At 34.1% G+C, this 20,589-nt stretch carries 11 protein-coding genes; 8 read left to right on the top strand and 3 right to left on the bottom strand.

The genetic code is table 11. From position 1 onward, the window contains the following. Nucleotides 1-33 precede the first annotated feature (33 nt). The 3 genes from ACHRVZ_RS01635 to ACHRVZ_RS01625 all read left to right on the top strand — a co-directional run bounded on the left by ACHRVZ_RS01635 (nt 34) and on the right by ACHRVZ_RS01625 (nt 1,997). Nucleotides 34-675, top strand: coding sequence for a GNAT family N-acetyltransferase (locus ACHRVZ_RS01635; RefSeq protein WP_395420349.1), 642 nt, complete (start codon nt 34-36; stop codon nt 673-675). A gap of 109 nt (nt 676-784) precedes the next feature. After that, nucleotides 785-1,420, top strand: coding sequence for a hypothetical protein (locus tag ACHRVZ_RS01630; RefSeq protein WP_395420348.1), 636 nt, complete (start codon nt 785-787; stop codon nt 1,418-1,420). A 130-nt stretch (nt 1,421-1,550) separates the two neighbouring features. Continuing rightward, entirely contained in the window at nt 1,551-1,997 is a 447-nt protein-coding gene (locus ACHRVZ_RS01625) for a hypothetical protein (protein ID WP_395420347.1), read from the top strand. A gap of 293 nt (nt 1,998-2,290) precedes the next feature. Here the strand turns inward: ACHRVZ_RS01625 and ACHRVZ_RS01620 are convergent, their stop codons facing one another. Both ACHRVZ_RS01620 and ACHRVZ_RS01615 read right to left on the bottom strand, forming a co-directional pair. Then, complete coding sequence (locus tag ACHRVZ_RS01620) at nt 2,291-3,646, bottom strand: MBL fold metallo-hydrolase (RefSeq protein ID WP_395420345.1); 1,356 nt, start codon at nt 3,644-3,646, stop codon at nt 2,291-2,293. Between the two features lies 1 nt (nt 3,647). Beyond that, entirely contained in the window at nt 3,648-4,478 is an 831-nt protein-coding gene (locus ACHRVZ_RS01615) for an ATP cone domain-containing protein (RefSeq protein ID WP_395420344.1), read from the bottom strand. A gap of 520 nt (nt 4,479-4,998) precedes the next feature. On the opposite strand from ACHRVZ_RS01615, the gene lepB reads away from it, so the two are divergent. Next, the gene (gene lepB, locus ACHRVZ_RS01610; RefSeq protein WP_395420343.1) at nt 4,999-6,612 is read left to right on the top strand and encodes a signal peptidase I; all 1,614 of its coding nucleotides are present in this window, start codon (nt 4,999-5,001) and stop codon (nt 6,610-6,612) included. 136 nt (nt 6,613-6,748) lie between these two features. Here the strand turns inward: lepB and ACHRVZ_RS01605 are convergent, their stop codons facing one another. Continuing rightward, nucleotides 6,749-9,364, bottom strand: a complete 2,616-nt coding sequence (locus tag ACHRVZ_RS01605) for a glycoside hydrolase family 3 C-terminal domain-containing protein (protein ID WP_395420342.1) — start codon at nt 9,362-9,364, stop codon at nt 6,749-6,751. A 287-nt stretch (nt 9,365-9,651) separates the two neighbouring features. On the opposite strand from ACHRVZ_RS01605, the gene ACHRVZ_RS01600 reads away from it, so the two are divergent. The 4 genes from ACHRVZ_RS01600 to ACHRVZ_RS01585 all read left to right on the top strand — a co-directional run bounded on the left by ACHRVZ_RS01600 (nt 9,652) and on the right by ACHRVZ_RS01585 (nt 20,583). Beyond that, on the top strand, nt 9,652-13,968 hold the full coding sequence (locus ACHRVZ_RS01600; RefSeq protein ID WP_395420340.1) for a response regulator: 4,317 nt from the start codon (nt 9,652-9,654) through the stop codon (nt 13,966-13,968). 545 nt (nt 13,969-14,513) lie between these two features. Then, nucleotides 14,514-15,272, top strand: a complete 759-nt coding sequence (locus ACHRVZ_RS01595; RefSeq protein WP_395420339.1) for a hypothetical protein — start codon at nt 14,514-14,516, stop codon at nt 15,270-15,272. 169 nt (nt 15,273-15,441) lie between these two features. Continuing rightward, a complete protein-coding gene (locus ACHRVZ_RS01590; RefSeq protein ID WP_395420338.1) occupies nt 15,442-18,663 on the top strand; it encodes a SusC/RagA family TonB-linked outer membrane protein in 3,222 nt (1,073 codons plus the stop codon). 24 nt (nt 18,664-18,687) lie between these two features. After that, the gene (locus ACHRVZ_RS01585) at nt 18,688-20,583 is read left to right on the top strand and encodes a RagB/SusD family nutrient uptake outer membrane protein (RefSeq protein WP_395420336.1); all 1,896 of its coding nucleotides are present in this window, start codon (nt 18,688-18,690) and stop codon (nt 20,581-20,583) included. Nucleotides 20,584-20,589: the final 6 nt, after the last annotated feature.

The raw sequence follows: 20,589 nt of genomic DNA, 5'->3' as shown, positions 1-20,589 counted from the left end.
CAAAAATAAAATAGGAGATATGCCTAATCAAATATGAAAAATCAAGTAAATACTTTAGAATGTTCAGTTAAAGAAACTTTATTACAAAGCAATCACGAACGTAATGATTTAATAGATTTTACGATTGAAGTTGCTAATGCCAATCATATATTTTGGATAAAGGAAATTTGCGATGTAACATTATCATCTGCAATAGCGAGAGGAACGGGGATATCAGGACGTTCTTCTAAATCGCTCGAAGAAAAAATGAAAAAAGGCGAAGCAATTATTGCTTTTACATCAGATGGAAGGTGGGCAGGCTTTTCTTTTATTTCTTCATGGGAAAATGGTCGATATGTTTCTAATTCCGGATTGATCGTAGCGCCTGAATTCAGACATACCGGACTTGCCAGAAAAATTAAAAGAAAAATTTTTTGGTTGAGCCGTCAAAAATATCCTGATGCCATTATTTTTAGTCTCACTACCGGACTCGCGGTAATGAAAATGAATCATGAACTGGGTTTTGAACCCGTAACTTATTCAGAGTTGACTAATGATAAGGTTTTCTGGGAAGATTGTAAATCCTGCGTAAATTGTCCCGTATTAAAGAGTAAACAAGGAAAAAATTGTTTGTGCACAGCAATGCGCTATGATCCAAAACATCAAGTTTCAGGGATTTTTAAAAGTAAATTTTAATTTTTGATAAAATTTAAAAAGTAAAAAAACTATGCGTTGATTTTTATAGATTTGTAAAATCTGTTTTTTCCAAAGATTAGTTGGGAAACAATTTTAAAATCTAAAGACAATGAAATCTGTTACTTCAATATTTTTACTTTTAATGTTTTTTTGTTCAAACTCATATTCACAATTGAGCTCAGATAAAATATTCGAAAGCTTTAAACAAGGAGAACGTACAAATTGTTCGTCGATTGCTTTTATAAAAGCTTCTTTAAATGTTTACGGATTAGATAATCTTTTTGTAACTGAAAAAGTAGATGATAGTTTGTATAAAATTACATTAAAGAATAATGCATCGTTCAATCTGAAAAATGATGAAATAAAGAGAGCAAAAGTATCTGCAGATTTTGTTTATATCAAAGATAATTGTGACAGCGAAAAAATAAAGGATTACGCAGTATTGACATATGCTGTGATGGCAAAGTACAAGCAAATTATTAATAAGGAAGCCACTTTTGATAAAGCATTAGAAGATTTAGAAGATGGTTCAGTTTATACTCCAACGATTTATAAATATTTAGGATTTAAACTAGGTAAACAAATACAAAAGTTAAAGCGACAATCAGGCAGCGAATTTTGTGGCGTTGTAGCTTGGTCAACAGCACATGCGGTTTTTGTTTGTGAAGATTTTATGGATTATTATGGCAATAAAAAAAGTATATGGATTAAGTATCCTAGTCGTTTTAGAATAATCAAGTCATAAGTCAATTTTACTAAATAAGATAATATGCTATACTTGTTAAATTCTTTATAAAAAAAAGAAATTAATAAAATTGCAATTTAAGTTAATTTATATATTTTTGTTTTCTTAACAACCCCAACTACACATTAAAATGAAGAATACTACTATTTTACTATGTTTCCTTTTCTTTTTAACAACTGGTGCTATCTCAGCACAGGCAAAAAATGCTCCAAGAAGTATTATTAGTACAACAGCGCTAATTAAAAAATACCATGATCAAAAAGAATTGAGTGGTATGCAAAAAGGAGAGCTTTTAGAATTATACATTGAGCGTATTAAAGTTTTAGTAAAAACGTTGCCGTACATTGCTTTGGTTACAAAACCAGGAGTTACAATGGCAGATTTAGGTATTCCAGACGATAACGAACACAAAAAAGTATTAGATGTTCAGGCTGTTGGTACAACAACATTCTTAGATACAACAGTAGAGTTTCAAAGAAAAATGATGCCTTATTCAGATAAAGGAAATTTAATTGCTGCAATTTTATTTTACGAAAGCACATTAAAATCATTACACGAGTTCAACGATTTGAACTAATCGTATAAATTATCATATCAAAAAGCACATTTCATAACGAAGTGGGCTTTTTTTATTGGAGTTATAGATTAAAGCTAAATTTTGATTAACGTTAAATGCGGAAAAAAAAAATTACCGCAAAGTGCGCAAAGTTTTTTTTACTCTTAGCTTTTATAAAAAGGCAAAGTTCGCAAAGCTTTGTGATTGACTTTGCTTTGCGAACTTTGCGCTTGTAGAAGTATTCTAAAGATGAAATCTTTGCGTTCTTTGTAGTAAAAAAAAATATAAAATATATTTTTTACACAACGTTGACTCTAAATTTCGATTTCATTTCCCATCATAGCAACATTGCATTTAAAATGATATCGCTTCTGAATTTGAATTCGGAGTTCATCTGCCGGAAGATTTTCACCGTGTACTAAATAGATACATTTAGGAGCATTTTTAAGAGCAGACAGCCAGTTTAAAAGATCTTCTTGGTCTCCATGAGCAGAAAGCCCTTCGATTTGAAAGATTTTCGCTTTTACATTATAGTAGTTTCCATATATTTTTATTTCTTTAGCTTTCTCTAGAAGTTTTCTTCCGCGGGTACCTTCGGCCTGATAACCTACAAAAATAACGGCAGTATTTTCGATACCTATATAATGTTCAAAATAAGATAATACTCGTCCTCCTGTTACCATGCCGCTTGCAGCAATGATCACTTTGGGTTCAGGGTTATCAATAATGCGAATGGTTTCCTCGAACTCAGAGACGATGGTAAACATTTTGCACATTTCATGACAATCATTTGCTGAAAGTTTATGCCATTCTAAATTCTCTAAAAAAACGTGCAATGCGTTGGCACCCATTGGAGTGTCAAGTATATAAGGGATATTTGGAATCCGACCTTCTTTTTTAAGTTGCCATATGAGATACATTATAGATTGTGCCCGCTCTACAGCAAATCCAGGAATAATTACTGTTCCTTTTTGTTGTATGGTAGTATTGATTAATGTTTCTAATTCTTCCTTTACATCCAAATCAGGATGCAGTTTATTTCCATAAGTGCTCTCCAGAAATATATAATCGGCTTTTACAGGTTTTGTTGGAGGAAACATCAATACATCGTCATCACGGCCAATATCACCGGAAAAAACTAAAGTTTTGTCCTCAGCAGTTACCGTAATGCTACAGGCACCAATTATATGTCCTGCATTTTCAAAAACGGCAGTGATATCGTCTTCTACAATAACTGATTTATTTGGTGGTACAACTTTAAATAAAGAAAAAACAGCTTCAGCTTGTTGCAATGTATATAGAGGTTCAGCCTCTTCATGTTTAGAGTATTGCTCTTTGTTGGCTCTGTTTGCTTCCTCTTCCTGAATTTTAGCACTATCTAGAAGAACAAGTTTAGCTATCGATTTGGTCGGAGCGGTACAATATATTTTACCGTTAAATCCTTGAGCTACTAATCTGGGCAGCCAGCCACAATGATCAAGATGACCATGGGTTAATAGAACACAATCTATTGTAGACGGTAAAATAGGTAAGGGATCCCAATTAAGTTCACGGAGCGATTTTAGACCTTGAAAAAGACCACAATCAATTAATATTCTTTTACCATTAGTTTCTATGAGGGTTTTTGAACCCGTTACAGTTCCGGCGCCTCCTATAAATTTTATTTTCATTTTAAATATGTTTACAAAGTTGTGAAGCCTCTTGCAATATATTTTTAATCCGATTTTCGCTAAGTCCTATTTTTACGAGACCTTGCGGATCGTCAATAAGATCTTTTACAAGTAGTTGATCCAGAAGAAGTAATTTCTCTTTTTCAACCATTGACAATGTTGTGAGGCAGGTAATGGGGTAAAGAGCTCCTTTATCTATTTTATTTTTAATATTGTTATTTTGTGGATAATCCCAGCTTAAAAGCGAGATTCCGCTGCAGTTAGCAAAATCCTGAGCGTCTTTTGTAAAGCGATTATTGGTAACTATAATACAGGAACTAATAGTTTCGCTATTAGAAAATATATTTTGCGGTTTTGCCTTAAGATCGTTGAAACGCGAAAGGATGTACATTGGAACTTTTACATCTGTAGAACCGTCTCTGCTGCCGTGAAATTTACACTCGACCATAGAAATGACATTGTTCTTTACGATTGCAATGTCTACTTCATGTGATACACATTTTCCTTGTAGCGTTAAGTTTGTTTTCGTCTTGAATCCATCTGCAGCATACAATCTAGAAATAAATTTCTCAAAGAAAAAACCTGCGGGACCAAGCATTTGTAATGCCAATCTAATGTTGTAACGTGCCGCATGTCCATTTGATGCTTTTTTCAAAATATCAAAAGCTAATTTGTAGATCTCTTTTGTGGTTATACCATCATACATTTGTTTTTCGATCTTGGCTAATGATTCTTCAATAAGATCACTGCTAGCTCCTGATTTTTCAAGAGAAAGTTTTAATTTGTCTTTATCGAAAGGTACTTTGTGGCCAGAGTGCTTCGTTATTTTCATACTAGAGAACGAGTTTTATAAGCTGATTGAACTAAATGAAAACGCTTTTTCTTTAAACAGATGTTCAAAATGTCATCTTTGAGTTTTTTCTAGTTTGTCTTCTTTTGAAATAAAAGTGCTGCGGTTTTTTGGGTCTGTTTTTTAAAAAGCAATTGTTGGGATTCTCTTTTTAGGATTTGCTTTTAAAAACACCCAATTTTTCATGTAAAATAGGGTTGATTTACTAACAAATTTCGGGAAATATTTTTGATAATCAATGTTTTATATGTCTAATTTTTACAGAGAAAAAAACGGAGTTACTAGTTATAAATAAACATTTAAAAAAACATTCTTTTGTTCAATAATTGACGATTAACAGACAAAAGTTAAGGGAATATTGTTTTAATGATTTTAAGTTAATTTAGATACAAACAAGAAGGTTAAAATATTTTTTATTGATGGTTTCTGTAACAATTTAATTAAATGACTACATATACGATATCAGTTTGTTGTATAAAAATAACTCGTAAAAATTAAAAGTATGAATGTATTAGAATGGCTCGTTTTTATTTTAATAATGCTATTTATCCACGGATTGTCTACCTGGAAGCTTTATGCAAAAGCAGGAAGAAAGCCCGTAGAGGCATTTATTCCAATTTATAATTTAGTTGTTTTAATGAAAATTATAAAACGTCCTACTTGGTGGCTGTTCTTGCTTTTTATCCCCATTATTAATCTTATAATGATTCCTGTAGTTTGGGTGGAAACTATTAGAAGTTTTGGTAAAAACTCCAGATTGGATACTGCATTGGTTTTACTAACACTAGGATTCTATATTACCTATTTAAACTATACTTCTGATAAGTTAACCTATAATGAGAACAAAGATTTACAGCCAAAAACTAAAACAGAAGAAACTGTAAGTTCTCTTTTATTCGCCATTATTGTTGCTACATTGGTACATACCTACATTATTCAACCATTTACGATTCCGTCTTCATCGTTAGAAAAGACGTTGTTAATTGGAGATTATTTGTTTGTGAGTAAAATTAATTTTGGAGCAAGAACCCCTATGACCACAGTTGCATTGCCAATGGTGCACGATTCAATTCCTTTTTCGGGTGTAAAATCATATTTATTCAATGATGATTTTACAAAAAAAGAAACATCAATATTAAACAAGTTTCAATTACCTTATTTTAGATTTCCTTCAATAGAAAAAATTAAACGTAATGAGATTGTAGTTTTTAATCAGCCTGCAGACACGCTGCGTGATATGGATAATTTTCATCCGGATAGAAATTATTACAAGCCAGTAGATAAAAAAACAAATCTAGTGAAACGATGTGTCGGAATGCCTGGCGATTCTTTAGAAATTCGTGATGGAGATATTTACATCAATGGTAAAAAGGATAAATTACCTGAAAGTGCAAAACCACAGTATAATTTTATTGTAGATACAAAAGGTATTGCAATTAGTCAAGATGCGCTTGTACATCGATATGGCGCGCGAGAAGGGATGAAGTATGATAATGGAGCTTTTGCATTGACAAATACAGGACAATATTTTTTGACATTAACAGATAAAGAAGCCGCATTAATAGCAACCAATCCAGTTGTAAAAGGAGTTAAAAAATATCTGTCGCCAAAGGGAGAAGATGGAAAGGTATTTCCTCATATTCCATCTTTGGGTTGGAATATCGACAATTATGGACCTATTTATATTCCTCAAAAAGGAAAAACAATACAATTGAATATAAAAACGTTTCCGCTTTATAAACGAATTATAGCAGAATATGAGCATAATAATTTGCAAATTCATGGTAATGAGATTGTTATAAATGGAAAAGTAAGTACTACTTATACTTTTAAACAAGATTATTATTGGATGATGGGAGATAATCGTCAAAATTCTCTAGATGCAAGATTTTGGGGATATGTTCCTTTTGATCATGTCGTAGGTAAACCAGTTTTCATTTGGTTTAGTTGGGATAAAGATGGCAGTGGTATTAATAAAGTAAGATGGAACCGTGTTTTTTCTGTTGTAAACGGTAATGGTGAACCTAAGTCTTATTTGATACATTTTTTAGTACTAATAGTTCTTTACTCTGTTGGAAGTAGAATAATAAAGAAAAGGAAAAAAGAACAAGTTTAATGTGTTCTTGAGATAATTTAGTATTTAGATATAGAATATAAAGTTAATTCATAAAAAAGAGCTTCATGTAAATGAAGCTCTTTTTTTATACAATTTATCAAACGCCGTTGTTCAAAACAACAGACTAGAAAAAATATTAGTTATCAAGTAACACAATCTTTCCAGTAATATTGATTCTACCAGCTTGAATGTCGTTAGAACCATCAGGCAGTTTCCCTCCAACTGAAATTGTAAACCATCCTGGTTCAACGACACGTTGGCTCTTCTTATTTATTAATGATAATTGTCTTGGAGTAATAGTGAAACTAACCGTTTTTGTTTCGCCTTTTTTAAGGTTAATTCGTTCAAAACCTTCTAATTGACATATTGGTCGGGGAGTAGAGGCTTTTTCATCTTTTATATACAATTCAACTACCTCATCTCCGTCACGATCTCCAGTGTTGGTTACATCGACAGTTACTTTAAAGTCTTTTTCGGCACCTCTATTTACAGGAATCTGCAAGTTACTGTACTTAAATTTTGTGTAACTCAAACCAAATCCAAACGGATAAAGCGGTTTTTTCTCAAAATAACGATACGTACGGCCCTTCATGTTATAGTTTTCGAAATCCGGCAGCTGATCAACAGATTTATAGTAAGTAACAGGTAATCTTCCTGCTGGATTGTAGTCTCCAAAAAGCACATCAGCAATGGCATTTCCGCCTTGTTGTCCAGGATATCCGGCAGTTAGAATAGCAGGAACATTATCATTTGCCCAATTGATTGATAGTGCGCTTCCGTTTATTAAAACTAAAATTACTGGTTTTCCTGTAGCGTTCATTGCTTTTATTAATTCTTCCTGATTAGCAGGCAAGTTAAGACTGGTACGGTCTCCGCCTTCAAAACCATCAGCTTCTACTTTCATTTCTTCGCCTTCCAAACGTTCATTTAACCCTAATACCAGAATTACAGCATCTGCCTGATTAGCAGTTTGAACCGCTTTTTCCAATAAATTTTCCTGCGGTTCAGCCCATAAAAGCTGTGCAATTGCATCACCGTAAAAGTTTTGATATTTAGCCTCGATTTTGTATTTTCTTCCAGCTTCTAATTCAATTTTTTGCGGACGAATTCGTGGATGATGATTGTTTTTTCCACCAGATGTTTTTCCTGTTTCGATTTCTACAGTCATAAATGGTTTCGACCAATCAGAGATATTGTAAACACCTGTTTTTGGCACAGTGATATAACCGGACCATTTAACGCTATAATTACCCATTTTCATACGTGGATCAGGTGTATTAATATCCCAATGAAAGTCTATATTGTCATCATTACGAACAAAAAGCGGTTTGCCTTCCCATTCAGTATTATCAAAATATTCTCCTTTTAAGCCCTGTAACCCGTTTTCATTTTGAAAGTAAATAGACGGAATAACACTCATTTCGGGAATACCCTTGGCAAGATCAGTTCCTTTTGCATATAATACTTTTGCACTAGGCTCAATTTTGTTCTGAATACCTTTTAGTACCGTTACCGGATTACTTGGAACACCACTATAATTGCCCAATAGCGATTGTACATCATCAGCATTTGGTCCAATTACAGCAACTGTTTTTATATTTTTAGAAAGAGGTAATGTATTATTCTGATTTTTTAGCAGCACAATACTTTTTTGGGAAGCTGTGCGGGCAAGCCAGTCGTTAGCGGAGTTATTGTTTACTGAATACGGAATTTGCGCATAAGGCACAATCTCGTCCGGATCAAACATTCCCAGTTTAAAACGGGCAGTAAACAAACGTTTTATAGTAACGTCAATATCTGCTTCAGTAAGCAATTTACGATCTAGCGCTTCTTTTAATGATTTATAACTGCTTCCGCACTCTAAATCTAAACCTTCTTTTACCGCCAGGGCTGAAGCTGAAGCTGCATCATTGGTAATTTTGTGGTATTTCCAAATATCTGTTACAGCACCACAATCAGACACGATGTAGCCTTTAAAACCCCAATCGTTTCTAAGAATATTGAATAAAAAAGGACTTGCACTACAAGATTCTCCTCTAAAACGGTTGTAAGCGCCCATAACCGAATATACATTACCATCTTTTACCAAAGTTCGAAAGGCAGGAAGATACGTTTCATAAAGATCAATATCACTTACATTTACATCAAATTGGTGACGAGATGGTTCAGGACCTGAGTGAACAGCAAAATGCTTTGCCGTAGCAATTACTTTAAAGTATTTTGGATCCGTTCCCTGAAGACCTTTAACATAATTAAGACCAAGTTGACTTGTCAGGAAAGGATCTTCTCCATAAGTTTCATGTCCGCGTCCCCAACGCGGATCGCGAAAAATGTTGATATTTGGAGACCAGAAGGTCAATCCCTGATACATACCATGTTGTCCGCGTCTTAAATACTCATGATGTTTGGCACGCGCTTCATTAGAAATGGCGCTAGCAACATCAAAAATTAATTGACGATCCCAAGATGAGGCTATTGAAATGGATTGCGGAAAAACAGTAGCAAATCCTGCTCTGGCAACACCATGAAGCGATTCGTTCCACCAGTTGTATTCCGGTACTCCCAAACGTTCAATGGCAGGAGAAGAATCCATCAATTGGCTTATTTTTTCGTCGACAGTCATTCTGGATACAAGATCGTCAACGCGCTGCTCAATAGGTAAGTTTGGATTTTTAAATGCGTAGTTTTCTTGTGCAAAAGTGTTTAATGCAAGAAAGTTGAGCATAAACACAAGTTTGTATACTTTTTTCATTGAATTATTTAGGTGGTTTTTGGTTGATATAGTTAATATTTTTTTTATTGAGGTCTTAATCACAATTTGAAATTACAAAATTATATGTTTACATTTTTTAGCTGAGTATTAATTGCTATTTAATGGGTGCTGTAAAGCTTTAGAATAATTTTAAACCTTTTACTCAGATTAACAAGGGAGGACAAATCGCTATTTAATAGAGGGTATTTTGCTAATTACGGGTGGTATTTTAGGTTAGGAAAAGAAAATTGATATTTTTGTGATTACCGCTAAAAAATAAATTTAAGATGTTGAAACATAATACAATTGTAGTTTTATTGAGTTTGATGTGTGCGTGGTGTACCGCTCAGCCAGCTGGGATTCTAACACATTTTTCAAATGACGGAAAATTAAATCAATCAAGAGTTTTAGGTATTCAGCAAGATAAAAAAGGATTTATTTGGTTGGGAACTTTCAACGGTTTGATTCGTTATGACGGAACTACTTTTCGAAAATTTAAAGTAGAACAAAGCGTACCCTTAAATATACAATCAAATCGCGTATCTAAATTCAAGTTTGATAATAGCGAGAGAATCTGGATTCAATCTGAAAAAAACGACATTTATTATTTTGATACAAATGAGTTGAAATTCCATAATCCGATAGAGGGAAATTCTGCTAATCACACTTTTGACCATTTCAAAATTATGTCTTCCGGAAGAACATGGCTATTTCCTGAAAGCAAAAACTACATGATTGCTTTTGAAAAGGACAAGCAAATTAGACGCGTTAATTTCGATTCGGCGAAACATTTCGGAAAAATTACTGATGTTTTTGAAGATAAATTAGGAACAACCTGGTTCTTAACAAAGGCCGGTATCTGCCGATTAAAAAAGTCAAGTAACGTACCGGAGTATTTTTTTTCGAATTTGGCAGGGCAAGCAGGAAAATCCAACTCGTTTAATTTTGCAGAAGAAACCAAAGACGATCTTTGGTTTGGAGGAGATAAAGGAAAGTTTATTCGATACAATAAAAAATCTAGTACATTCTTTGATTTGGAGTTAGGAGTAAAAGACGATATTCTGCTTTTAAATGCCGTGGCTGATCATAAAGTATTGATAGTTACAAAAGGTAAAGGTTTTTGCTTTTATGACATAAAAACGGGTAAAATAGACACTTATAATAGTACAACATTACCTGGTTTGCCTAATGGAAGTGTTAATTTTTTAGGATTAACCAATTCACGACAATTTTGGTTTGATACGCCAACTTCAGGTGTATTTCAATTTGATTTACTAACCCGAAAATTAAATCATTTAGAAGTTGATTCAAGCAATCCAGTTACAACTGGCGGTAAACAAAAAAGTTTTCTTTTGACCTCGCCAAATGGAACAGTCTGGATCCAGTCAAATAAAGGCGCATTCGCTTATTGGAACGAAAAACAGAACAAATTATACTCTATAATGCGATGCATTAAAGAATCAAAAGAAACTGTGTCAGATGTTATGCATACTGCGATGTTTGATAAATTGGGCAATCTTTGGTTTTGCTCTTATAAACAAGGATTGGATTTAATCACATTCAACAACAGTAATTTTTTGTCTTTAAACTTGTCGTCAGTAGATAATAAAAAGCACAATGTTCGAAGTCTGATGGAGGACAATAAAAGAAATCTTTGGGTGGCTTGCCGGGATGAAAAAATTGAGTTATTTGATGCTCAAAAAAGAAAGATCGGCTTTTTAGGTTCTGATGGAACTTTGTCAGGCAACGGTCCGGGATGGGGAGCGGATATTTACAGTATGATGCAGGATTCTCAAGGCAAAATATGGATTGGAACACGCGGAAATGGTGTTTTTTGTCTTACTCCCAAACAGGGCTCTTTTAGCTTTGCCGTGGAGCATTATAAATATGATAAAAACAACAAGTATAGTGTTAGTTCAGATGATATTTATAAAATTTTTCAGGCATCAAATGGTCAAATTTATTTAGCTACATGGGGAGGCGGAATTAACTTAGTTCGTCAATCAAATAATAAAACCACGTTTGTGAGTCACAGAAACGAACTTAAAAACTATCCAATTGAAACTGCTGATAAAGTGCGTTCAATCGTTGAAACTAAAGATCATAAAATCTTTTTTGTCTCGTCTTATAAATTGTTTGCTTTTTCTGATGGAAAGAAATCGGCAGATAAGCTGCAATTCAAAGAATATTTTCAGGCATCCGGGAACGATATTTTGGATATAATTGTTACATCTGATAATCGTTTGGCATTGTCTACCAACGGAAAAGGACTTATTCTGATTGACATTGACAAGCAAGATAAAGTAAAAGTCAAATCGTTTTGGAGCGAAAATTTTGGATTTCCATTAGATGGCGTTGTAGGTATGCAAGAAGATAAATTTGGAAAAATCTGGCTTATGGGAGACAATCAAATCGTCAGGTTTGATCCTAAAAATAATAGCTGTGAAACCTTCCCTGAATTAAAGTCAATTATTGGAACCGAAATATTTTCAGAAGCAACTAAGTGCAGGCTGGCAAGTGGCGAAATTGTCTCGGGATATTCTGATGGCGTTATTTACTTTAAACCTGAAGCGATTAAGCCTTTTTTATTTAAACCTTATTTAGCGCTTTCCGGTTTTCTAGTAAACAATAAAGAATTGTTCGAGATTAATCCCGAAACGCCCAAAAATCCTGATTTACTAAAAGAAGTGACACTAAAACACGATCAGAATTTTTTTAGAGTTCAGTTTTCGGCTTTAGATTTTATTAAAAACGAGAATATCGTTTATCGCTATAAATTGGAAGGAATTGATAAAGAATGGAATTATCTAAAAGCAAGTCAATCTATTAATTACACCAATTTGGGTCGAGGAACTTATACGCTTTTAGTATCTTCTACCAACGGTCATAACCTGTGGCTGGACAATGAAAGACAGATAAAAATTATTATAAAACCATCAATCTGGGGAACTTATTTTGCTTACTTCTGTTATTTATTGTTAACAATAGGATTATTTGTGTTGGTGAGACGTGCGTTTTTAACCATTTTAAAATTGCGTAATGATGTTAGAGTTCAAAAAGAAGTAAGTGAGTTGAAACTGAATTTTTTCACGGATATCTCACATGAAATACGCACTCCGCTTACTATGATTACAGCACCATTAGAAGTAATGCTTTCAGACAATCATATCGACGATTCTGTTAAATCTCAGCTTCGTATTATCGAAAAATACAGCAATAAATTATTGAATTTGGTCAATCAAATTTTAGATTTAAGAAGAATGCAGGATCGTAAATTAGAAGTCCGCGAAATTGATTTAGGAGAATTTGTGACTGAAGTATGCGAAAATTTTACCGAAATGAGTCTTCAGCGTAATATACAATTGAAGGTTACAGTTGGCGAAACCAAACCGCATATTTGGGCTGATCCGGATAGTCTGGATAAAATTCTGGTCAATTTGCTTTCAAATGCTTTTAAATATTGTAAAAAAGGAAATTTGATTGAAGTGAGCGTAGAAGAAACGGAAAAAAATGTTTGCTTAAAAGTGAGCGATAACGGACCAGGAATTAATGCTGTTGTGCAGAAAAAGTTGTTTGTTCGTTTCTCCAACTACAATGAAAATCCTTTTAATCCAAGTACAGGAATTGGTCTTTCGATTGTAAAAGATTCGGTCGAAAAACACGGGGCAGAAATTTCACTTGAGACAGCACTGGGTAAAGGAAGCAGTTTTGAAATTTTGTTTCCGAAAGGATACAGTCATTTCTCAGATGATGTCGATATCATTTTTGAAGAAACAGAAGAACATTTTATCGATGATGAATTTACGACAGAAGATCAAGTAGAAGCAGAGGTTAGAGATAAACCTATTGGACTTATAGTGGAAGACGATCTGGAATTAAGAAAATTTATCGTTTCAATTCTAGAACATGATTATACTATTTATACCGCAGAAAATGGAGAAGAAGGTCATTTAAAAGCCGCCGAGTTATCGCCGGATTTTGTTATCAGTGATATTATGATGCCTGAACTCGATGGTATCGAAATGCTTAAAATTATTCGAAACAACTTTGCAATTAGCCACGTTCCGATAATTTTACTGAGTGCAAAAACAGCAATTGAAAGTAAGCTGGAAGGATTAGAATATGGTGCCGACGATTATATTACAAAACCTTTTAATGTAAGTTTTTTAAAGGCGAGAGTAAAGAATGTTTTAGAACAGCGTATTCGTCTTCAACGCTTGTATTCTTCAGGAAGTATTGCCGAAATATCGGAAGAGAAACCATTACAAATTTCTAATAGAGATAATAAATTCATGCTCCAAGTAATTGAATTGGTAAAAGAAAATATCTCTAAATCTGATTTTTCAGTTGATGAATTAGGGCGATTAATGTGTATGTCACGCGCTAGTTTTTTTAATAAACTTAAAAGTATTACAGGAGTTTCACCCGTTGTATTTATTCGGGATATGCGATTGAATGAAGCTGCTGAACTTCTTAAGAATGAAGATTTACTGATAAAGGAAATTTGTTTTGAAGTAGGTTTTAATGATTTGAAATATTTCGGAAAATGTTTCAGAGCCAAATTCAATTACACACCTGTAGAATATCGCAAACAGTTTCGATAGAATTACTCTAGAACAAAAAAATAAAAGATATTTTTTGCCACAGATTCACGGATTAAAAAGATTAAAAAAAATCTGCTCAATCTGACTAATCTGCGGGAAAGATTATTTAACACATAGTTCTATGTGTTAAATAATTATAGTCAACGTACAAAAAAAAAGATCCATTTTATGCCTCATTGCTTTTTAGTAATGAGGCTTTTTTTTTTAGAAATTAGATTTTGAACCCTATTGAGAAATGCTTTTTTATTTGTGAATATTTTTTTACATATTATAAAAAATAATGTAATTATTTGGCGAATACTTAGTTTTAAGGGGGTTAATAGCGATTTAACCCTTTCTGAAAAGCAATATTTACCCCAATTTGAGATTAGCTATATCTAGTTTTGCTTCATAATCTTAACAGATTTTTAACTAACTAATCTTAAACCAAAAATTATGAACCAAACCAAAACTAACAATCAATTATCGCCACCAAATGCAAAAGTTATTTCTGGCAATAGAACACACGAAAAGGCAAATATTCTTCATTTTTAAATTTAGACGATATGAAAATGATAAAAAGCCTAATACTTGGAATAGGTGTACTGCTTTTCGTGCTGACTTCCTGTTCTAGTGACGATTTTAAATATGAAAGTTCTACCGTAAAATCAATAGATTTTCAGTTAAATGGCGAACCGTGGAATTTAAATGTAGGGATATCAACCAGACCTTTATTTGTTTATAAAGACAACGGCGATTATGTTGCAAACTACAGTTCGCTTTACCGCTTTTCATTAAACGACGGAAAATACAAATTTGTAGCGAGCGATTATCCAGAGCAAATGATTCCTTTGCCAACCAATCTAAACGACCTTATTGTTACACAACCGGCATTGGCAAACCAACATGTAAACTTGTCTGATGCCGTGCCGTATGCATCTCCTTTTGAAGAGCCAGTAACCGTAAATATTCTAACAAGAACAGGAATACTGCGTTTAAAATCATTAGATATTATAGCTGATAAAAGTTACTCAACAATTAAAACGACAGTTTCGATAAAACGAAGCGGTTACAAAGTTTCTGACGGAACTTATGTAAAAGAAGACATGTTTGTTACCAGAAGCAAAACTACTGCTAACGGAGGAATTAATTATACAGACGATTTTATTTTATTTCAAACAGGTGAAGAGGCTAATAACGTTCGTGTTAAAATAGAGTGTTTAAATCAAAATATGCAGGTTGTAAAAACAAAAGAATTAGCAGGAACATTTTCTATTGAGGCCAATAAAGTCACCAGTGTTGATTTCTTTTTAAATGAGATTTAGAACAGCTATTGTTTTAATCGAAACTCTCAGAACAATTTAATAAAACAAAATTAGCAGTCTTCCTGGATTTATGCCTAAAGACAATACAATCACGATGATAAATTTCATTTTGTAAAGTATTGCGAAAGTGCAAATTCCAAAGATCTCGCTTAAAAAAAATAGTCTAGTTATGAAGATAAAAAAATATATCTGGAGCATTTTAGCCGTCTTACTTTTGACATTTAGTGCTTATGCTCAGAAACGTATAACCGTGACCGGTTCAGTAAGGGATAATATGGGGCTGATTCCCGGAGCAACAATTATTGTAAAGAATGAAAAGACAAATACAGTTACTGATTTTGACGGTAAATTTAGTGTTGCTGTCAATGATCCCGAAACGGCAGTTTTAATCATTAAGTTTATTGGTATGGCAGATGAAACCGTTCCATTAAAAGGGCGTACATCTGGAATTACCATACAAATGAAAGAATCCAACAGCGAATTAAACGAAGTTGTGATTATTGGTTATGGTACGCAAAAACGTAAAAACTTGACAGGAGCAATTGCAAGTATTAAAGGAACAGAATTAGCAAAAGTACCAACAGCTTCAGTCGCTGAAGCTTTGGTAGGAAGATTGCCGGGAGTTCAGGTTACAACAGCCGATGGTTCTCCGGGATCTGAAGTAATGATTAGAATTCGTGGTGGAGGATCTATCACAGAAGATAACTCGCCATTGATTTTGGTTGATGGTTTTGAAGTTGCGAACTTAAATGATATTCCGCCAACTGATATCGAATCTGTAGAAGTTCTAAAAGATGCTGCATCGACAGCAGTTTATGGTGCTCGTGGAGCTAACGGAGTAGTTTTGGTGACTACAAAAACGCCAAAATCAGGAACAGTTTCCGTAAACATTCATAACTACACACAAATTAAAACGCTTGCCAATCATCTTGATGTAATGGATCCGTACGAATTTGTAATGATGCAATACGAATACGAGCGTCCGCGTAACTCAAATCCAACTGGTTTTTATAATAATTACGGACGCGCAAATGAATTATACATTTATAAAGGAAACAAAGGAACAGACTGGCAAAAAGAAATTTTTGGAAGCAATCCAATTACAAAATACACCGATATCAACATAAACGGAGGAGGTGATAAAACGAAGTTTAAATTCACATTCGTAAATCAGGATCAGCCGGGAGTATTATTAGGAACAGGAATGCGTCAGAACTATCTGTATTTAATTTTGAATTCGAAATTAACAGACAATCTTACCTTCGAATTTCAAAGTCGATTAACCAATCAAACCATTGATGGTTCTGGAACAGATGGCGTTAGTTTGCTTAGAGCTTTGCGTGAAGCACCAACAGGAGGATTAGAAGATTACATGACTTTGCCGGATGATAATACCTATTTTGATCCCGAAGATTATGAAACACGCGTTCGTTTTAACCCAATAGAAGACGCTGCAAAAAATTACCGTGAGCGCACTACAAGAACTTTTAACAATACTGGAGCATTAACGTGGACTATTAAAAAAGGATTGACTTTGCGATCTTCTTACGGTTACGAATATAAATATACCGAGGACGGACGTTTTTGGGGTACAGATACACAAACCGCAACCCAAAACAAAAACTTACCTGTAGTATACTGGTCTATGACAAAATCTCCACGTTGGCAATTGAACAACGTATTAAATTATGGATTTAAAGTAAAAGAGAACCATGATTTTCAATTGATGATTGGTCAGGAAATGAAAGATCAGGAAAGTTCTATCAAATTTTACCGTACCCGTTATTTTCCGGAAGAGATATCAGGAGAAAAAGCATTAGACAATCTTGCATTAGGAACTCCTTTCGACAACGGTTCAGATGCTGGTTCTCCCAACCGAATTTCTTCCTTTTTCGGACGTGTCAATTATGGATACAACGATCGATATCTTTTTACGTTTACCGTTCGTACAGATGGTTCGACAAAGTTTGGTCCTGAAAACAGATGGGGAGTATTTCCGGCAGGAGCATTTGCATGGAGAGCTTCAAACGAAAAATTCTTAAAAGACAGTAAAGTTATTTCGAACCTAAAAGTTCGTTTGAGTTATGGAGCATCTGGAAACGATAGAATTAAAGGTGATTTATATGCGAAATATTATGGTGTTTCAAGAGACCGATCTGTAGGTTGGGGAGAAGAAAATCAATATTACTATAATTTTTATAATAGTGAATACCTAAACAACCCAAATGTAAAATGGGAAACAACTTATACAGCCAATTTAGGTCTTGATTTTGGTTTCTTCAACGAACGTATTACAGGAACTCTTGATTTTTATCACAACAAAGTAAAAGATTTATTAGTACCATCAGATATTGCTTCAGTTTCTGGATTTACAAAAATGATGACTAACGTTGGACAAACGTCTAACAAAGGAGTTGAATTTGCTATCAATGCAAATGTGATTAAGAAAAAAGATTTTCAGCTTGATTTGAATTTTAACATCGGACATAACAAAAACAAAATCGACAAATTATCCAGTGGTGAAACAGAATGGATTTTGAGTTCTGGCTGGGCAGGAAACGATTTGTTAAACGACGACGATTATCGCGCTTATGTAGGCAGTACAAAAGGTTTGATTTATGGTTTTGTAAATGATGGATTTTACACCATGAATGATTTTGATTCTTTTGATGCCGTAACCAGAACTTGGAAACTAAAAGACGGAGTAGCTAACTCAAAGAATCTTTCGGGTGATCCGCGACCAGGAAATGCTAAGTTTAAAAAACTGACTCCTGTTGATCCTTCAGATCCAAATTCGACTGTAATTGGAGATAAAGACCGAAAAGTGATTGGAAATACTAATCCCGAGTTCTCTGGAGGATTTGGTGTAAATGCAGTTTGGAAAAACTTTGATTTATCGGCGTTTTTCAATTTTATGTATGGTTTCGATGTTTATAATGCCAACAAGATCATGATGACTTCATGGTACAAAAACACACAAAGCAATTTAGGAATGGAAGTGGGGCTGGACAGCCGTTGGAGAAATTTTGACGATATGGGGAATGACTTACGTTATTCGCCGGAAATGTTAGCAAAGCAAAACGAAAATGCAACGATGTGGAATCCAACAAGCCTAGGTCGTCCTATTGCAATGTCGTATGCAGTGGAAGACGGTTCATTTATACGATTAAACAATCTTAGTATAGGATACACAATACCAAAACAAAGCAGTGCGAAAATAGGATTTAGCAGAGTAAGATTATACGCTACAGGAAGTAACTTATTTATTTGGACCAACTATACAGGATACGATCCCGAAGTAAATATGGAAAAAGGATTAACACCAAATATTGATTACAATTCTTACCCAAGAACACGTAACTACGCTTTTGGGGTACAGTTGTCATTTTAATTAAACGAATTAAATCACATAAAGATGAACAAAAAAATAATATTTAGTTTTCTGTTAATTTTCACACTGTCTTTTACAGCTTGTGAAGATTATCTAGAAGTACAGCCTGCAACAGGTTTTACTGAAGCAGAAGTTTTTAAATCAGAAAAAGATATACAATCTGCACTTGCAGGCGTATATACACTTATGCTGACCGAAGATGCCTATTCTAACCGTCTTGCCTTTGTTTTTAATATGAATACCGATGTAGAAATGTCTGGTGTTTCGACCAATACAGTAAACGGAAACGGGTCAGATATTGCTTGTTATGACCCAAAACCGTATTGGACAACCTTAAATTCTACTTGGAGCGCCATGTATAAAATTATCAATACAGCAAATGACGTAATTCAGGGAATAGAAAATTCAGATTTATACAAAGCAGATCCTAAATCACAACCCTCAAATATCATGCAGATGTATGGTGAAGCAAAAACAATTCGTGCAATGGTTTATTTAGACATGATTCGTATTTGGGGAGACGTTGTTTTTCGTACCAAATCTTCAACAGGAGACGAGAATTTCGCTGTTGGAGTGACAGATAGAAATGTAATTCTTGAATTTTTAATTGACGATTTAAAGTCAGTTGAACCTTTAATGAAAAATGCAAGCGAACTGGATTATGGCGTAGAACGTGCATCAAGAAGTTTCAATCAAAGTTTAATTGGTTTATTAGCACTTACTCGCGGAGGATGGACATTGCGCCCGGACGAAAATAATCCTGCAAGTAAAGGACATATGGAAAGAGGGAAAAATCACGAACTGTATTATGATATCGCTATTCAATATCTAGATAAAGTAATTCAAGGCAGGCAACACGATTTAAAATTAAGTTTCAAAGATTTTTGGGTAAAGCAAAACAATTGGGAAACACCAGTTACAGACGATGTAATTTTTTCGCTTCCAATGCTAAAAAACTCTTCAGGTGAATACGGTTATTTTGTTGGAATTCCGATAATTGAAGGAAGTCATCCTTACGGAGGAGCATCAGGAAACCTAAGTTTATGCGGAGAATATCTTTATTCATTTGACAATAAAGATTTAAGAAGAGATGTTACCTGTGCACCATTATCATACGATCAAAACCTGAATCAGGTAATTCGTTTAGATTTAGCACGATTAGCAGTAGGAAAATGGTCGAAATTATTCATGAATGATCCTTTAGGAAGCACAAGTACCAAAGGAACAGGGATCAATTATTCTTGGATGCGATTTGCTGATGTTTTGCTAATGTATGCCGAAGCAGTAAACGAACGTTTTGGCCCACGCGAAGATGCCAAAGAGTGTTTAAGACGTGTACGCCGTAGAGCTTTTGCTCAGGCAAACTGGCCGGACAAAGTAGATAATTATGTACAATCCAAATCATCTCCGGAGTTGTTCTTTAAAGCAATTATGGACGAACGTAAATGGGAATTTGGAGGCGAGAGCAAACGTAAATTCGATTTGGCTCGTTGGAATAAATTTAGTGAAGTGATTTACAACCAATATTATAAATTATTAAACTGGGGGCGTGTAGCAAACGGTGCATATGTTCCGGGAATAGATCAGGTTCCGGGAAGTATTTATTATAAAAATATACCAGATCCCGTTAACTCAGGCCGAACCATTTTAGACATAAAAGGTATTGACGAAATTCTGCAAGCGCGTCCGGCAGGTTACACAGAACTTCTTTTTGCTACAAGCTGGTATTCATTAAACAATGATACGGCGAGTTATGAACCAAGAAACGATATCAAATGGAGTTTTAGAGGTTTTATAAACTACACCAATGCTTCATCAGTATCTCCAAATGATCCTCTGCGCTATTTATGTCCGTATCCATCAAAGGTAATTACAGATCATCGCGGAGCCATTCAAAATTTTTATGGTTTTAATTTTTAATAAAAT

The organism is Flavobacterium sp. FlaQc-57 (assembly GCF_044007395.1).
Lineage (GTDB): Bacteria > Bacteroidota > Bacteroidia > Flavobacteriales > Flavobacteriaceae > Flavobacterium.
This window is presented reverse-complemented; position numbering and strand designations above follow the sequence as displayed.

What these genes read in the sequence shown, in the direction of transcription:
- ACHRVZ_RS01635 (WP_395420349.1), top strand. Translation starts at nt 34, where the DNA reads ATGAAAAATCAAGTAAATACTTTAGAATGTTCAGTTAAAGAAACTTTA.
- ACHRVZ_RS01630 (WP_395420348.1), top strand. Translation starts at nt 785, where the DNA reads ATGAAATCTGTTACTTCAATATTTTTACTTTTAATGTTTTTTTGTTCA.
- ACHRVZ_RS01625 (WP_395420347.1), top strand. Translation starts at nt 1,551, where the DNA reads ATGAAGAATACTACTATTTTACTATGTTTCCTTTTCTTTTTAACAACT.
- ACHRVZ_RS01620 (WP_395420345.1), bottom strand. Translation starts at nt 3,646, where the DNA reads ATGAAAATAAAATTTATAGGAGGCGCCGGAACTGTAACGGGTTCAAAA.
- ACHRVZ_RS01615 (WP_395420344.1), bottom strand. Translation starts at nt 4,478, where the DNA reads ATGAAAATAACGAAGCACTCTGGCCACAAAGTACCTTTCGATAAAGAC.
- lepB (WP_395420343.1), top strand. Translation starts at nt 4,999, where the DNA reads ATGAATGTATTAGAATGGCTCGTTTTTATTTTAATAATGCTATTTATC.
- ACHRVZ_RS01605 (WP_395420342.1), bottom strand. Translation starts at nt 9,364, where the DNA reads ATGAAAAAAGTATACAAACTTGTGTTTATGCTCAACTTTCTTGCATTA.
- ACHRVZ_RS01600 (WP_395420340.1), top strand. Translation starts at nt 9,652, where the DNA reads ATGTTGAAACATAATACAATTGTAGTTTTATTGAGTTTGATGTGTGCG.
- ACHRVZ_RS01595 (WP_395420339.1), top strand. Translation starts at nt 14,514, where the DNA reads ATGAAAATGATAAAAAGCCTAATACTTGGAATAGGTGTACTGCTTTTC.
- ACHRVZ_RS01590 (WP_395420338.1), top strand. Translation starts at nt 15,442, where the DNA reads ATGAAGATAAAAAAATATATCTGGAGCATTTTAGCCGTCTTACTTTTG.
- ACHRVZ_RS01585 (WP_395420336.1), top strand. Translation starts at nt 18,688, where the DNA reads ATGAACAAAAAAATAATATTTAGTTTTCTGTTAATTTTCACACTGTCT.